General features: G+C 71.0%; 10 protein-coding genes, 1 tRNA gene and 2 rRNA genes. 7 read left to right on the plus strand and 6 right to left on the minus strand.

Annotated elements, in window-relative coordinates; genetic code table 11:
• Window positions 1–265: 265 nt before the first annotated feature.
• Together AC3RJ9_RS01630 and rrf are read left to right on the plus strand one after the other, a co-directional pair.
• Window positions 266–3,357: ribosomal RNA gene (locus AC3RJ9_RS01630) — 23S ribosomal RNA — on the plus strand.
• 192 nt (window positions 3,358–3,549) lie between these two features.
• A 5S ribosomal RNA gene (gene rrf / locus AC3RJ9_RS01635) occupies window positions 3,550–3,666 on the plus strand.
• A 128-nt stretch (window positions 3,667–3,794) separates the two neighbouring features.
• On the opposite strand, the gene AC3RJ9_RS01640 is transcribed toward rrf, so the two are convergent.
• Complete coding sequence (locus AC3RJ9_RS01640; protein WP_095695334.1) at window positions 3,795–4,223, minus strand: hypothetical protein; 429 nt, start codon at window positions 4,221–4,223, stop codon at window positions 3,795–3,797.
• A 131-nt stretch (window positions 4,224–4,354) separates the two neighbouring features.
• Between AC3RJ9_RS01640 and AC3RJ9_RS01645 the strand changes: the two genes are divergently transcribed.
• Window positions 4,355–4,431: transfer RNA gene (locus tag AC3RJ9_RS01645), tRNA-Pro, on the plus strand.
• Window positions 4,432–4,496: 65 nt separating this feature from the next.
• Here the strand turns inward: AC3RJ9_RS01645 and AC3RJ9_RS01650 are convergent.
• From AC3RJ9_RS01650 to AC3RJ9_RS01670, 5 genes are all read right to left on the minus strand, one after another.
• Complete coding sequence (locus AC3RJ9_RS01650; protein ID WP_123244023.1) at window positions 4,497–4,859, minus strand: GNAT family N-acetyltransferase; 363 nt, start codon at window positions 4,857–4,859, stop codon at window positions 4,497–4,499.
• 57 nt (window positions 4,860–4,916) lie between these two features.
• Complete coding sequence (locus tag AC3RJ9_RS01655) at window positions 4,917–5,414, minus strand: carboxymuconolactone decarboxylase family protein (protein WP_095695336.1); 498 nt, start codon at window positions 5,412–5,414, stop codon at window positions 4,917–4,919.
• Window positions 5,415–5,506: 92 nt separating this feature from the next.
• Entirely contained in the window at window positions 5,507–7,057 is a 1,551-nt protein-coding gene (locus AC3RJ9_RS01660; RefSeq protein WP_095695337.1) for a DUF5129 domain-containing protein, read from the minus strand.
• Between the two features lie 62 nt (window positions 7,058–7,119).
• Window positions 7,120–7,860 carry an NAD(P)-binding domain-containing protein gene (locus tag AC3RJ9_RS01665; RefSeq protein WP_123244021.1) on the minus strand — a complete coding sequence of 247 codons (741 nt, stop codon included), beginning with the start codon at window positions 7,858–7,860 and terminating at the stop codon, window positions 7,120–7,122.
• Complete coding sequence (locus AC3RJ9_RS01670; RefSeq protein ID WP_123244020.1) at window positions 7,847–8,749, minus strand: fumarylacetoacetate hydrolase family protein; 903 nt, start codon at window positions 8,747–8,749, stop codon at window positions 7,847–7,849. Before AC3RJ9_RS01670 ends, AC3RJ9_RS01665 begins: the two co-directional genes overlap by 14 nt.
• A 65-nt stretch (window positions 8,750–8,814) precedes the next feature.
• On the opposite strand from AC3RJ9_RS01670, the gene AC3RJ9_RS01675 reads away from it, so the two are divergent.
• The 4 genes from AC3RJ9_RS01675 (at window position 8,815) to treZ (ending at window position 14,905) form a co-directional block, all read left to right on the plus strand.
• Window positions 8,815–9,858 carry an aldo/keto reductase gene (locus AC3RJ9_RS01675; RefSeq protein WP_123244019.1) on the plus strand — a complete coding sequence of 348 codons (1,044 nt, stop codon included), beginning with the start codon at window positions 8,815–8,817 and terminating at the stop codon, window positions 9,856–9,858.
• A gap of 58 nt (window positions 9,859–9,916) precedes the next feature.
• Complete coding sequence (locus tag AC3RJ9_RS01680) at window positions 9,917–10,375, plus strand: hypothetical protein (protein ID WP_020625726.1); 459 nt, start codon at window positions 9,917–9,919, stop codon at window positions 10,373–10,375.
• A 61-nt stretch (window positions 10,376–10,436) separates the two neighbouring features.
• Window positions 10,437–12,917, plus strand: a complete 2,481-nt coding sequence (treY, locus tag AC3RJ9_RS01685; protein ID WP_489727674.1) for a malto-oligosyltrehalose synthase — start codon at window positions 10,437–10,439, stop codon at window positions 12,915–12,917.
• Entirely contained in the window at window positions 12,914–14,905 is a 1,992-nt protein-coding gene (gene treZ / locus AC3RJ9_RS01690) for a malto-oligosyltrehalose trehalohydrolase (RefSeq protein WP_101967271.1), read from the plus strand. The genes treY and treZ overlap by 4 nt, the downstream gene beginning before the upstream one ends.
• The last annotated feature ends 4 nt before the right edge of the window (window positions 14,906–14,909 follow it).

Consider the following 14,909-nt stretch of genomic DNA (forward strand, 5'->3'; position numbering starts at 1 on the left):
CTGTTGGGTCCTGGAACAGCAGGTGCCCTGACCTGTGAGGGTTGGGGTTGTTGTTTCTGGTGTCCGTATCTTGTGAAGCTGGCCTTGAGGGTTGGTGGATGGGGTGTGGGTTGTTGTTTGAGAACTGCATAGTGGACGCGAGCATCTTATTTTTTGTTGCTGCATCGTTGATCGCACTGTTCCCCCTGGGGTGGTGTGTGAGGTGTGGTGATGCCGAGAATGACATCTTAGTTAGATATTGCTCATTTGAGGACTTTCATTGTGTGTGAAAGTTTCCAAGGGCGCATGGTGGATGCCTTGGCAACAGGAGCCGAAGAAGGACGTGGGAATCTGCGATAAGCCTGGTGGAGTCGATAACCGGACGTTGAGACCAGGATTTCCGAATGGGGAAACCCCGCACGACGTGTCGTGTGACCCCCGGTTGAACACATAGACCGGGTGGAGGGAACGTGGGGAAGTGAAACATCTCAGTACCCACAGGAAGAGAAAACAAAAGTGATTCCGTTAGTAGTGGCGAGCGAACGCGGATGGGGCTAAACCGTATGTGTGTGATACCCGGCAGGGGTTGCATGTGCGGTGTTGTGGGCCCCTCCTTGTCATGTCTGCCGGCATGGCGCAGTGAGGTGCGGGCATATAGACGAACCAGTGTGGATGCTGGACCGTAGAGGGTGAGAGTCCCGTAGTCGAAATGTGTTCCGCCGCTGTTGGAGGGTTGCCCGAGTAGCACGGGGCCCGAGGAATCCCGTGTGAATCTGCCAGGACCACCTGGTAAGCCTGAATACTACCTGTTGACCGATAGCGGATCAGTACCGTGAGGGAATGGTGAAAAGTACCCCGGGAGGGGAGTGAAATAGTACCTGAAACCATGTGCCTACAAACCGTTGGAGCCTCCTTGTGGGGTGACAGCGTGCCTTTTGAAGAATGAGCCTGCGAGTTAGTGATACGTGGCGAGGTTAACCCGTGTGGGGAAGCCGTAGCGAAAGCGAGTCTGAATAGGGCGATTGAGTCGCGTGTCCTAGACCCGAAGCGGAGTGATCTACCCATGGCCAGGTTGAAGCGCGTGTAAGAGCGCGTGGAGGACCGAACCCACTTCAGTTGAAAATGGAGGGGATGAGCTGTGGGTAGGGGTGAAAGGCCAATCAAACTCCGTGATAGCTGGTTCTCCCCGAAATGCATTTAGGTGCAGCGTCACGTGTTTCTTCCCGGAGGTAGAGCTACTGGATGGACGATGGGCCCTACAAGGTTACTGACTTCAGCCAAACTCCGAATGCCGGGAAGTGAGAGCGTGGCAGTGAGACTGTGGGGGATAAGCTTCATAGTCGAGAGGGAAACAGCCCAGACCACCGGTTAAGGCCCCTAAGCGTGTGCTAAGTGGGAAAGGATGTGGAGTTGCTGAGACAACCAGGAGGTTGGCTTAGAAGCAGCCACCCTTGAAAGAGTGCGTAATAGCTCACTGGTCAAGTGATTCCGCGCCGACAATGTAGCGGGGCTCAAGTACACCGCCGAAACCGTGGCATTCAGTTTTGCTGGATGGGTAGGGGAGCGTCGTTCACGAGGTGAAGCCAGCGGGTGACTTCTGGTGGATTGTGGACGAGTGAGAATGCAGGCATGAGTAGCGAAAGACGGGTGAGAAACCCGTCCGCCGGATGACTAAGGGTTCCAGGGTCAAGCTAATCTGCCCTGGGTAAGTCGGGACCTAAGGCGAGGCCGACAGGCGTAGTCGATGGACAACGGGTTGATATTCCCGTACCAGTGAAGAACCGCCCATGCTGAGCCGGTGATACTAACCGCCCGAACCATCCCGAACCCCGTCTTTGACGGGGTCGGTGATGGGGAGCGCGGGACCTGAACCGGGGAGGCAAGCGCATTAACAGGTGTGACGCAGGAAGGTAGCCGGGCCGGGCAATGGAAATGACCTGGTCTAAGGGTGTAGGGCTGCCGGTAGGTAAATCCGCCGGCTGTATGCCTGAGACCTGATGGGCGCCCACATGGTGGGTGATCCGGTGATCCTATGCTGCCTAGAAAAGCATCGGCGCGAGGTTCAAACTGCCCGTACCCTAAACCGACACAGGTGGTCAGGTAGAGAATACTAAGGCGATCGAGAGAATCATGGTTAAGGAACTCGGCAAAATGCCCCCGTAACTTCGGGAGAAGGGGGGCCCCAACCTTGAGCACCACGTGCTGGTGTGAGGGGATCGGGGCCGCAGAGACCAGGGGGAAGCGACTGTTTATCAAAAACACAGGTCCATGCGAAGTCGTAAGACGATGTATATGGACTGACTCCTGCCCGGTGCTGGAAGGTTAAGGGGACCCGTTAGCTTCGGCGAAGCGGAGAACTTAAGCCCCAGTAAACGGCGGTGGTAACTATAACCATCCTAAGGTAGCGAAATTCCTTGTCGGGTAAGTTCCGACCTGCACGAATGGAGTAACGACTTCCCCGCTGTCTCAACCATGAACTCGGCGAAATTGCATTACGAGTAAAGATGCTCGTTACGCGCAGAAGGACGGAAAGACCCCGTGACCTTTACTATAGTTTGGTATTGGTATTCGGTGTGACTTGTGTAGGATAGGTGGGAGACTGTGAAGCGGGCACGCCAGTGTTCGTGGAGTCGCCGTTGAAATACCACTCTGGTCACTCTGGATATCTAACTTCGGCCCGTGATCCGGGTCAGGGACAGTGCCTGATGGGTAGTTTAACTGGGGCGGTTGCCTCCCAAAATGTAACGGAGGCGCCCAAAGGTTCCCTCAGCCTGGTTGGCAATCAGGTGTCGAGTGCAAGTGCACAAGGGAGCTTGACTGTGAGAGTGGCAGCTCGAGCAGGGACGAAAGTCGGGACTAGTGATCCGGCGGCTCGTTGTGGAACGGCCGTCGCTCAACGGATAAAAGGTACCTCGGGGATAACAGGCTGATCTTGCCCAAGAGTCCATATCGACGGCATGGTTTGGCACCTCGATGTCGGCTCGTCGCATCCTGGGGCTGGAGTAGGTCCCAAGGGTTGGGCTGTTCGCCCATTAAAGCGGTACGCGAGCTGGGTTCAGAACGTCGTGAGACAGTTCGGTCCCTATCCTCTGCGCGCGTTGGAAATTTGAGAAGGTCTGTCCTTAGTACGAGAGGACCGGGACGGACGAACCTCTGGTATGTCAGTTGTACCGCCAGGTGCATGGCTGATTAGCTACGTTCGGGATGGATAACCGCTGAAAGCATCTAAGCGGGAAGCCGGCTTCGAGATGAGATTTCCTTGCCCCTTTGAGGGTGTGAGGCCCCCAGCTAGAACACTGGGTTGATAGGCTGGATGTGGAAGCGAGGACTGAAGACTCGTGAAGCTGACCAGTACTAATAGGCCGATGACTTACACACACTCTTATCCCATTGCTTGCTTCAAGGTGATGGGTGGGTGTTCGCGTCCACTGTGCGGTTGTCTGATTGCAACCGGCTGTCTGCTTGTTGGTGGGTGGTTGAGGTGTTTTGAGTTGAATAGTGTCACTGTTGTGTGACCCGTAGGTTTCCCTGCTGTTGCCCGTGTTGAGGGTGGTGGTGTGGGGTTAGGGTTACGGCGGTCATAGCGTGGGGGAAACGCCCGGTTCCATTCCGAACCCGGAAGCTAAGGCCCACAGCGCCGATGGTACTGCAGCCGGGAGGTTGTGGGAGAGTAGGTCGCCGCCGGACATTCTTTGAGGGAGGGCCTCGCACCGTTGGGTGCGAGGCCTTCCCGCATTCCCGGGAGGATTCATCGGGCGGGCCCGTGCGATCTGCACGGGGCCTTCTGCGTTCCCGGGTGCATTCGCCCGCGGCGCTCAGAGCTCCTCGCCGGCCCGCAGTCGTGCCGTGAGCGCGCGGGTGAGTCGGCGGCGCAGCCGGCCGTGCTCCGTGCCCTGCTCCCGAAGGCGCGCGTGCACGGCGTCGGCATGGGCCGGCTTCTCCGAGTCGGGGAGTGCGAGGAAGTCGCGCAGCAGCGGCTCCAAGCGCCCGGTGAGGGCGAGCACGAGCTCCTGGGTCTCCACGGGCCGTGTGCGCTGCAGGCGAGTCCAGGCCGGCGCGTACTCGGCGGCGTGCTCGACCATCTCCCACGCGAGGGCCCAGCTGTCCGGGCGCAGTCGGTGCCGCTCCGCGCGCAACAGCTGTCGCAGGGCCGCCACGGCCTCCTCGAGCTCGGCGGCGGCCGGGGCGCCGTCGTCGTCGGGGGAGGGGCCCGCGGAGGAACGCGGGAACGGCCACCAGCTCATGTCGCCCTCCCTCGGACTCGTCGGGTGTGCAGAGGTCTCACGCGTGCGATTCTGCCCCGCATCTCGGTTTGGCGGCACCCGGTGTGGCTGGTATAGTCGGTCTCTGTTGGATTCAGGTCTGAGACCTCCAACGGGGTGTGGCGCAGCTTGGTAGCGCGCGTCGTTCGGGACGACGAGGCCGCAGGTTCAAATCCTGTCACCCCGACCAGCAAGAGCCCCCGCCGGATCGGCGGGGGCTCTTCTCGTCTCCGGGTGCTCACCGGGTGCGGTGCGTCAGTCCTGGCGGGACTCCAGGAACCGCAGATGCTCGGGGCCCGCCGGGTCCACTTCGCCGGCCACGTCGTCGTGTTCGTCCACCCAGTCCTTCACGTACGGGCACACGGGGACGATCCGGCGGCCCGCGGCCACGGTGTCCTTCAGCGCCTCGCGCACGAGGGTCGAGGCCAGACCCCGGCCCTCGTACTGGTGGTCGACCTTGGTGTGCGGGAAGATCCGCTGGGCCGGGCCGTCGGCGGCGTCGTCGTCGATCGCCACCGTGAAGCCGGCCACCGTGCCCGCGTCATCGACGACGATCTCGTACCTCTCCCCGTTCTTGCGGACCTGCGGGTGCTCCAGGCTGGGGGTCTGCTCGGACATGGTCGATCCTCTCGTTCCTGGGTGGACCCCGCCGCCGGGCCGACGACGGGGAAGGGGTCAGCCGTCCCGGCGCCGCACGGGGTGATGGGACAGGATCGAGATGCGGTTCGTCAGGTTCATCACGATCGCGACCCACTGCACGGCCGCGTACTGGGCGTCCGTGAGCACGGCGGCCGTGGAGGCCTGCACGTAGTTCAGCTGCTCCTGCTCGGGGAGGTCCGTGACCGCCTCGGCGAGCTCGAGCGCGGCGCGCTCCTGCTCCGAGTACACGGCCCCTGCCTCACGCCACGCCGGCAGCAGCCCCATGCGCTGCACGCTCAGACCGGCGTCGGCGCCCTGGCGGGTGTGCCGGTCCAGGCAGAACACGCAGCCGTTGAGCTGGGAGACCCGGAGGTTCACGAGCTCCACGAGCTGCCGGTCCAGCCCGGCCTGCTCGGCGGCGGCGCGCGCGGCCGAGACCAGCGGCCCGACCGCGTGCCACGCCTCGGGCACGGCCTTGTCGAGGAAGAACGCGAGGGGGTTCTGGCGGGGTTCGGGGGTGTCAGCGGCGGTCATGGTCCTTCAATGTCTCGCAGAACGGAACGGTGGGCCAGGGACCGGGTGCCCGGCCCGGACGAGCTTCCGGCTCAGATCCGGCCCCGATCGGCTCAGAATCGGCCGGACGAGCCCGCCCCGGAGAACGAGCCGCCCGAGGATCCGTAGCCGGTCCCGGAGGAGCTGGACTGCGCCTGGCGATGGTCCTGGACGGACCGCTCGCCGGCCTGGTGGCCCGTGGTGAAGGCCACCACCGTCCAGTAGGCATCCGCCGGCAGTGCGGAGTCCAGGATCGAGCCGCGCGCGGACCGGGCCGGGCCACGGTGCGAGCGCAGCTCGTCGCGCAGCAGCTCACGCTCGGCCTCGTCCTTGCCGAACGCCGCCACCTCGGCGTCGGCGAGGGCGGAGACGAGCCCGGTCAGGCGACGCCGCAGCGCGTCCAGCTCGTCCAACGCCGCGGCCGGGGTCAGGCGGTCGTCCTGCAGGTCCGCACCCAGCGCCTCGAGCCGGTCCTGGGCCTCGGCGCGGAAGGACTCCAGCGCCGCGACGGCGGACCGGACGGCTCCGGCGGAGCCGACGGAGGAGGCCAGCGTGCCGACGGCGTCCAGGTCGGCCCGCAGCGGGGCGGTCTGCTGGTCCCACGCCGACGGCCACCCCGCGTGGCGGTTGAGGAAGGTGTTCGCCGCGGCCACGGCGTCGTCGAGGCGGTCGAGCTCACGGGCGCGGTCCCGGACGTCCTCCGCGGCCCGGGCGTGCTCTGTGCGATGCAGGCTGCGCTCCGGCAGGGCCTCGAGGCGGTCCAGTTCCGCCGACGCATCGAGCGCCTGGCGCCGGAAGTTGCGGAAGCGCTCCATCAGCGCGGCCGCGTGGGGCGAGTCCTCGGGCACCGTGGACGCGTTCACCTCGGTGGTGTCCATCTCCAGGGTGACGGGGGTCAGGTGGGTGCGGGCCTCGGCCAGCAGGTCGGCCGTCCGGCGGCGGCGACGCCGTCGGCTCGCGAGTGCCGCGGCCGCGGCGCCACCGCCCGCCACACCGACGATCCCCGCGCCGAACCACAGCTCGGGAGCCTGCCACCAGGGGCGCCCGATCAGCTCTGCGGCGGCGTCCGTCACCTCCACGACCGTGTCCGTCCACCGGGCCGCACGGGCCGCCTCGTGTCCGGCCTCGCGCACCTCCCGCAGCCGGTCCGTGCTGAGCATCCGGTCCTCGCCCACGTACACCCCGATCAACCGGTTGTCCGGGTCGAGCGCCACGATCACGAGGCCGTCGGCCCATTTCTGGCCGTCCGCGCTGAGCCAGTCCGGGTGCTCCGCGCGAGCCCGCTCGAGCACCCGCCCGTTGAACGCCTGAGACGCGCGGTCGTCGTCCAGTGCGGACAGGTCCGGGCCGCGCTCGGTGACCACGGCGACGCGGGTCGGCTCCCGGAACTCGATCCCCGCCAGGTCACGGCGCAGCTGGGCGAGGTCGATCACGCCCGCGTCATCCACGAGCTCCACCTGGTCCCAGGCCACGGCGTGGGCCTGCGGCGCGGCGGCGCCCGTGACCCCCGCCGTGACCGGCAGGGCGACGACGGTGGCGGACGCCGCCGGTCCGGTGAGGGCGGCGGCGGACAGGGCGACCGCGGTGAGCGTGCGGCGGGCGGTGCGGTGCGTCGGACGGGTCACGGGGGCCTCCTGGGAGGGTCGGCGGTCCCGCCCAGCGTAGGCACCGCGGCCGGTGGCGCGCCTCAGCCGGTGGGCGCGTCGGCGAGCAGCGCGGCGAGCCGGCCGGCGTCGTGCGCGGTGCCGAATCCCGCCGCCCCCGGCTCGAGGACCCCGGCCCGGTCGAGGCCCGTGTAGGGGACCGCGTCGAAGCCCATCGCGGTGACGAGGGCGACCACCGTGTCGCGCGCGGCGGCGACCGCGGCCGGCTCGGGCGCCGTGTCGGCCGGCTCGGTGCCCACCGCGAGGGCGCGACGCGGGGCCGTGGCGCGCCCGGCGTCCTCCAGGTCGTGGTGCGAGATCTCCGAGAACGCGCGCACGATGGGCACGCGCAGCCCCGCGGCGGCCCAGCGCGCGGCGATCCGGGCTGTGCCCGGCGACCCGTCGTCGTCGAGCCACGCCGGGACCGGCTCGTCCCCCCACGTGTTCGTCAGGTCCACCACGGCGCGCGTGGCCGGCCCGGCGAGGGCGAGCGGGTCGACGTCGTCGAGCGCCTCGCGCGGCACGGCCACGACGACGAGCTCCGCCTCCGCCGCCAGGTCCTCGGCCGACACGGCGACGGCCTCGGGCGCGTAGATCGTCAGGTGGCGCTGGACCGCCGCGGGGCGCCGCGTGCCCGCGACCATCACCCGCGGGGCGGCCGTGCCCGGGGAGAGGCGGGGGATGCGCGCGATCGCCCGTGCCAGCGCGGTGCCCGCCCGCCCCGCACCGAGGATGCCGACGACGCGGGGCAGGGCGTCCGCCGGCGCCGCCTCAGACGAGTTCATTGCGCTGGCGTCCCAGCCCGGTGATCTCCACCTCGACGACGTCGTCCGGACGCAGCCACGGGCGGCGGCCCTCGGCGTCACGGCGGGCCAGGGCGACCCCCGCGGGCGTGCCGGTCAGGATCAGGTCGCCCGGGTTCAGGGTGATCAGCTGCGAGGCGTAGGAGACCAGCTCGGCGGGGGAGAAGACGACGTCGGCGACCCGGTCCTCCTGACGCAGCTCGCCGTTGACGTGCGTGAGGACGCGCGCGTCCGCCGGGAACTCGTCCGGGGTGACCAGCCACGGACCCACGGGCGTCGAGGCCTCCCACACCTTGCCCTGCAGCCACTCGGAGGTGCGGCCCTGGAAGCCGCGCATGGAGATGTCGTTGGCCACCGCGTAGCCCGCGATGTGCTCCGGGGCGTCCTCGACGGCGATGCGTCGGCCCGGCTCCCCGACCACGATGCACAGCTCGCCCTCGTAGTCGACCCGGTGGTCCTCCTCGGGGACCTCGATCGGGTCCAGTGCACCCGTGAGGGACTGCGGGAACTTCGCGAACAGCGTCGGATGCTCAGGGCGCTCCAGGCCCGTCTCGTCGATGTGGTTCGTGTAGTTCAGGCCCACGCAGAACACCTTGGTGGGGAAGGGCACGAGCGTGTCGTAGACGAGGCCGGAGGTGTCCAGCAGGAGGGACCGGTCGGCCTGCGCCGCGCGGAGGGCGCCCTCCACCATCTCCCGCTGCTCCTGCGGCGTGGCGGTGAGGTACTCGCCCACGTCGCGACAGTCCGGCAGGGCGACGGCGCGCACGGCGACCTCGGGGTCCTCGGGGTGCACGGAGGTGATGACCGCGGCGAACGTGGCGCCGGGGTAGGCGGCGTCGGAGTCGGGCTGGCGGAACGTGGCGAGCTTCATGGACCCATCCCATCACAGGGCGGCGGGTCCGGACCCGGGGCGGGCGGACGTGAGACGGTGAGGCCATGAGCACAGCCCCCACGCATCCGCCGCTCGACCCCGACCCGACCCCGGCCACCCCGATCGTCCTCGGGACCATGGCCTGGGGGTCCGTTCCCCCGCCGCCCCCGGGCGCCGATCCGGGGGCGGGGCCGGAGGGGCCCGCGGGCGCAGCGCAGGCCGAGGCGGCCGTGGAGCGTGCCCGCCGCGCCCTGCGCGCCGGGATCGAGGCCGGCGTCGATCTGCTGGACACCGCGGACATCTACGGGGCCGGCCGCTCCGAGGAGACCGTCGGCCGGCTGCTGCACGAGCTGCCCTATGAGGAGCGCTCCGCCCTGAAGGTGCAGACCAAGTGCGGGATCGTCCTGCACGAGACGGACCCGGCCGGGCGGCGCCTGACCCGCTACGACTCCTCGCCCGAGCACGTGCGCGCCTCGCTGGAGGGCTCGCTGGCCCGCCTCGGCGAGCAGCGCGTAGACACCCTGATCATCCACCGGCCCGACGTCCTCACGCCCGTGGCCGACACCGTGCGCGCCTTCCTCGACGCGCGAGAGGCGGGCCTGGTCGGCAAGCTGGGCGTCTCCAACCTCGGCGTGGGCCGCGTCCTCGAGTTCCAGCGCGAGCTCGAGAGCCAGGCGGCGGACGGGACCGGGCTGGCGTGCGTCCAGGTCGAGCTCGGCCTGCACCACCGCACCCTCGTGGAGGCGGTCGTGCTCGCCAACCACCCGGACGCCCCCGCGGACGCCGACGCCGGGCGCCTCGGCCCGGTGTGCGCCGCCGAGGGGATCGAGCTGCAGGCCTGGGGGCCGCTGGGCCAGGGCCGGTTCAGCTCCGGCGACGACGGCGCGGCCGGCGTCGTCGGCGAGGTCGCAGCGGAGCTGGGCGTCAGTCGGGAGGCCGTGGTGCTCGCGTGGCTGCTGCGCCTGCCGTGGGGCGTGCGGCCCGTGATCGGCACCCAGGACCCGGAGCGCGTCGCCGCGTGCGCCGAGGCGGCCGCCGCGGCCGAGGCGATGGACTCCGCGCAGTGGCACCGCCTGTGGACCGCGGCGCGGGGCCGGCCGCTGCCTTGACGAGGCGCGACCGGCCGCGTGCCCTCCCGCCGGAGTGAGGCCTGTGTCACACTGGGACATGGACTTTGCGAACGTCGACCTCGTGACCCCCTGGATCCTCTACTGGCTGGCCTCACTGACCCTCGTGGTCGGCGGCACGCTCGTGGTCGTCGGCCTGTGGCGTGCCCGGCGGCACCGGCGCTTCGCCGCGACCCACGGCCGCAACCCGGAGATCGGACTCCTCGAGGACACCCGCACCCAGCGCGGGGTCGGGGCTGTCGCGCTCGCGGCCGCCGTCGCCCTCGGCGCGACGGGCGCCGTCCTGCACGTCCAGGGTCTGGACGCGTTCCGCGGCAACCTCGAGGCGAAGTACGGCTACACCGCGGTGGACCGCATCCGCCAGTCCGGCCCCGGCTTCGTGGCCGATCTGACCCAGGCCGACGGCACCGTGCTGCGCGACGAGATGGTCCTGCTGGAGTCCTCGGGCGAGCCCGTCGTCGGGGAGGACATCTTCGCCCGTCCGGTCGAGACGCGTTGACCTTCCCGCCCCGGCCCGTCGGGCCTGATGCCGCGTCGGGGGCCTCTGTTAGCGTCGCCGCGTGAGCACCTCGACCGTCCGTTCCGCCCCCGCGTCCACCTACCGGCTCCAGGTCAGCCCGGATCTGCCGCTGGAGTCCGTGGCCGGGCTCGTGCCCTATCTGCGGCGCCTGGGCGTGGACTGGCTCTACCTCTCGCCGCTGCTCGAGGCCGAGCCCGGCTCCGACCACGGGTACGACGTCGTGGACCCCACCCGGCTGGACGCCGCCCGCGGCGGGGCCGAGGGGCTGGACATGGTCGCGCGCGCCGCGCACGAGGCGGGCATGGGCGTGCTCGTGGACATCGTGCCGAACCACGTGGGCGTGGCCACGCCCCAGGCCAATCCGGCGTGGTGGGACGTGCTCACCCACGGTCCCGAGGCGGCGCATGCGGCGTGGTTCGACGTGGACTGGGCGGCCGGCGGCGGGTCCCTGCTCATCCCCGTGCTGGGAGACGGCCCTGACGGGGACGCGGACGCGGAACTGGACCGTCTCGTCGTCGACGCCGAGGGCGGCCGTCTGCGCTACTGGGACAACGTCTACCCCCTCGCCCCCGGATCGCTCGAGGCGGCCGAGGCGGAGACCGGGCTGCGCGCCGCGGAGGTCTTCGCGGCGGCGGACCCGGCGAAGGAGCCGACCGCGGAGCAGGCCCGCCTGGCCCGCGCCGTGCACGACCGCCAGCACTACCGGCTGGTCGGCTGGCGCCGCGGTGACGCCGAGCTGAACTACCGCCGGTTCTTCACCGTCACCACGCTCGCGGGCGTCCGGGTGGAGGAGCCCGAGGTCTTCGACGCCGTCCATGCCGAACCCGCCCGCTGGATCCGCGAAGGGCTCGTGGACGGGCTGCGCGTGGACCACCCGGACGGCCTGGCGGACCCGGCTGGCTACGCGCGGCGCCTGCGCTCCCACGTGCTCCCGGAGGGCTACCTCGTGGTGGAGAAGATCCTCGAGCCCGGTGAGGCGCTGCCCGCGGACTGGCCCGTGGACGGGACCACCGGCTACGACGCGCTCGGCGAGGTCGAACGCGTCTTCATGCACCCCGAGGCCGCCGGCGATGCGGCCGAGGACGCGCGCCGTCGTCGGGAGTGGGACGAGGCCGTGGTGCGGGCCAAGCACGACGTGGCCACCGGCCCCCTCGCGGCCGAGACCGCCCGGCTGGTCCGGGAGGTCCGCGCCGTGCACGCCCTCGGTGCCCACCCGGACGAGGACGTGGCCGCCGCGTTCGCCGCTGTGCTGGCCCGGCTGCCCGTGTACCGCACCTACCTGCCCGTGGGCCTGGCCGTGCTCGAGGGCGCGCTGGCGGACGCGGCCGCGGCGGAGCCGGGCCTCGCCGACGTGCTCGGCGACCTGCGGCCCGAGCTGACCGACCCGGACTCGCCCGTGGCCCGCCGGTTCCAGCAGACCTCCGGCATGGTGATGGCCAAGGGCGTCGAGGACCGGTCCTTCTACCGGTACACCCGGTGGGCCAATCTGAACGAGGTCGGCGGAGACCCCTCCCACGTCGCCCTGTCCCTGGCCGACTTCCACGCCGCCCAGCAGGCGCGCCAGGCCGCCTGGCCGACGGCCATGACCACCCTGAGCACCCACGACACCAAGCGCGGCGAGGACGTGCGCGCCCGCATCGCCGTGCTCGCCGAGGAGCCCGACCGCTGGGCCGCCGAGCTCGCGGAGCTGAGGCGCCTCCACCCGCTCGGCCACCCCGACGCGGAGCGGCTGCTCTGGGAGTCCATCGTGGGGGTCTGGCCCACGGACGGCACCACGCCGGAGGAGGAGCGGATCCTCGGCTTCTTGCAGAAGGCCTCCCGCGAGGCGGCCCTGGCCACCACCTGGACGGACCAGGACCCCGAGTTCGAGGCCCGGCTCGCCGCACTCGCCGCCGCCGTCACCTCCCCCGAGGGGCCTGCCCGGGGCGTGCTCCAGGCCGTCGCGGACCGCATCGCCGAGCCCGGCCTGGTGGTCCAGCTCGGCCACAAGCTCGTCCAGCTCGCCGCCCCCGGCGTCCCCGACGTCTACCAGGGCACGGAGGTGCCCTTCCCCACCCTCGTGGACCCGGACAACCGCCGCCCCGTGGACTTCGCGGCCCGGGCCGACCTGCTGGACCGCCTCGACGCCGGCCACACGCCCGGCCTCGACGACCCCGCCGCCGCCAAGCTGGCCGTCGTGGCCGGCGTGCTGCGCGCCCGCCGCGACCGGCCCGAGCTGTTCACCGGCCACCGCCCGCTCGACGTCTCCGGCCCCGCCGCCGAACACGCGATCGCGTTCGACCGGGGCGGGGCGCTCGCCGTGGCCACGCGCTGGCCCGTCCGCCTCGCGGCCGCGGGTGGCTGGGGCCAGACCGTCGTGACCGTGCCGGCTGGGCGGTGGGAGGACGCCGTCACCGGCCACCCCGTCCACCCGGACGCGCGCGGCGCCGTGCGCCTCGACGAACTGCTCAGCACCCTGCCCGTCGCGCTGCTCGTCCCGGCGCACGCCCCGTCCGACCGCCGAGAGAGGACCGCCCCGTGACCGAGCCCCGTCCGGCCGACGCCCCCGCCCCGGGCCTGCACCCGATCGGCTCCGACCCCGTGGACCCCGCCGCGGCCGAGCGGGCCGCCGTCGACGCCGCGCGCGCCATCCCCTACGCCGTCTGGGCGCCGCACGCCGAGAGCGTCGACCTCGTCCTCGTCGACACCGAGCCCGGCGCCCTGCACGACGCCGAGGACCGCTGGCCCGTCGCCGCCGTCGTGGCCATGGCCCCCGCCGCCGGAGGCTGGTGGACGCCCACGGAGGACCCGCTGGCCGCCCTTGGCCTCGACGCCGCCCAGCCGCCGGCCGACCCCGGCTACGGCTACCGCGTGGACGGGGCGGACCCCGTGCCGGACCCCCGCTCCCGCCGCCAGCCCGACACGGTCCACGGGCCCTCCCGCCGCGACGTCGCCGGCCGCGTCTTCGCGTGGCCGGACGAGGGCTGGGCCGGGCCGCCCGGGGTGGAGTCCGATCCGGCCGCGCCCCAGGGCGGCGGCCTGCGCGGCGCCGTCCTCTACGAGCTGCACGTGGGGACCTTCACGGCGGAGGGGACCCTCGACGCCGCCATCGCCCGCCTGCCGCACCTGAGGGACCTCGGGGTCACCCACGTCGAGCTGCTGCCCGTGAACTCCTTCTCCGGCCCTCGGAACTGGGGCTACGACGGGGTGGCGTGGTTCGCCGTCGACGAGTCCTACGGCGGCCCCGCCGCCTACCGCCGCTTCGTGGCCGCCGCCCACGCCGCCGGCCTCGGCGTGGTCCAGGACGTCGTGCACAACCACCTGGGCCCCTCCGGCAACTACCTGCAGGTGTTCGGGCCGTATCTGGGTCAGGGCGGCACCGGCTGGGGCGACGGCCTGAACCTGGACGGCGCCGACTCGGACGAGGTGCGCCGGCTCGTCCTGGACAACGTCCGCTTCTGGCTCGAGGAGATGCGCGTGGACGGGCTGCGCCTCGACGCGGTGCACGCCCTGCGGGACGCCCGCGCCGTGCACCTGCTCGAGGAGATGGCCGCGCTCGCGGACGGGATCGCGGCCCGTGCCGGCCGACCCGTGCCCCTCGTGGCCGAGTCCGACCTCAACGACCCGCGTCTGGTGCTGCCCCGCGAGGCCGGTGGGCTCGGCCTCGCCGCGGCCTGGAACGACGACGTCCACCACGCCCTGCACGTGGCCGCGACGGGGGAGACCCACGGCTACTACGCGGACTTCGCCCCGCTGGAGGCGGTGGCCAAGGTCATGGAGCGCACCTACTTCCACGACGGCACCCGCTCCACCTTCCGCGGCCGCGACCACGGGCGCCCCGTGCCGGACGCCCTCCCCAACCATGCGTGGGTGGCCAGCATCCAGAACCATGACCAGGTGGGCAACCGCGCCGGCGGCGACCGCACCGCGGCCGCCCTGTCCGAGGGCGCGCTCGCGGCCGAGGCCGCCCTGCTGCTGACCGGCCCGCACGTGCCGATGCTCTTCATGGGGGAGGAGTTCGCGGCCTCGACGCCGTGGCCGTTCTTCACCTCGTTCCGCGAGCCCGAGCTCGGGGACGCCGTCCGGCAGGGACGTCGCCGCGAGTTCGCTGCCCACGGCTGGGACCCGGCCGACGTCCCCGACCCGCAGGACTCCGCCACGCGGGACGCGGCGGTGCTGGACTGGGCGGAGGCCGCGGGCGGCGCGGACGGCCACGGCCGCGGGGCGCGCGTGCTCGCCGCCTACCGCACCCTGATCGGCCTGCGCCGCACGCTGCCCCAGCTCACCGACCCTCGCCGCGACCGCGTCCGGGCCGAGGTGGACGCGGCCCGGCGCCACGTGCGCCTCACCCGCGCCGGCGAGGACGCCGACGTCATCCTGCTCGTCGCCCTCGGCGCGGAGCCGCTGCCCGTGCCCGCGGACCTGACGCGGGCCGAGCTCCTCGCCGGCCACGGCGACGACGGCCCCCTCGGCCCCGGCGCGGTGCCGGCGGCGGTCCCGGCCCCCGGCTTCCTGCTCCTGCGCCGCTGAGCCG

It is taken from the genome of Micrococcus sp. 63XJN7_6_ISO-PGPR-S23-444 (assembly GCF_058072765.1).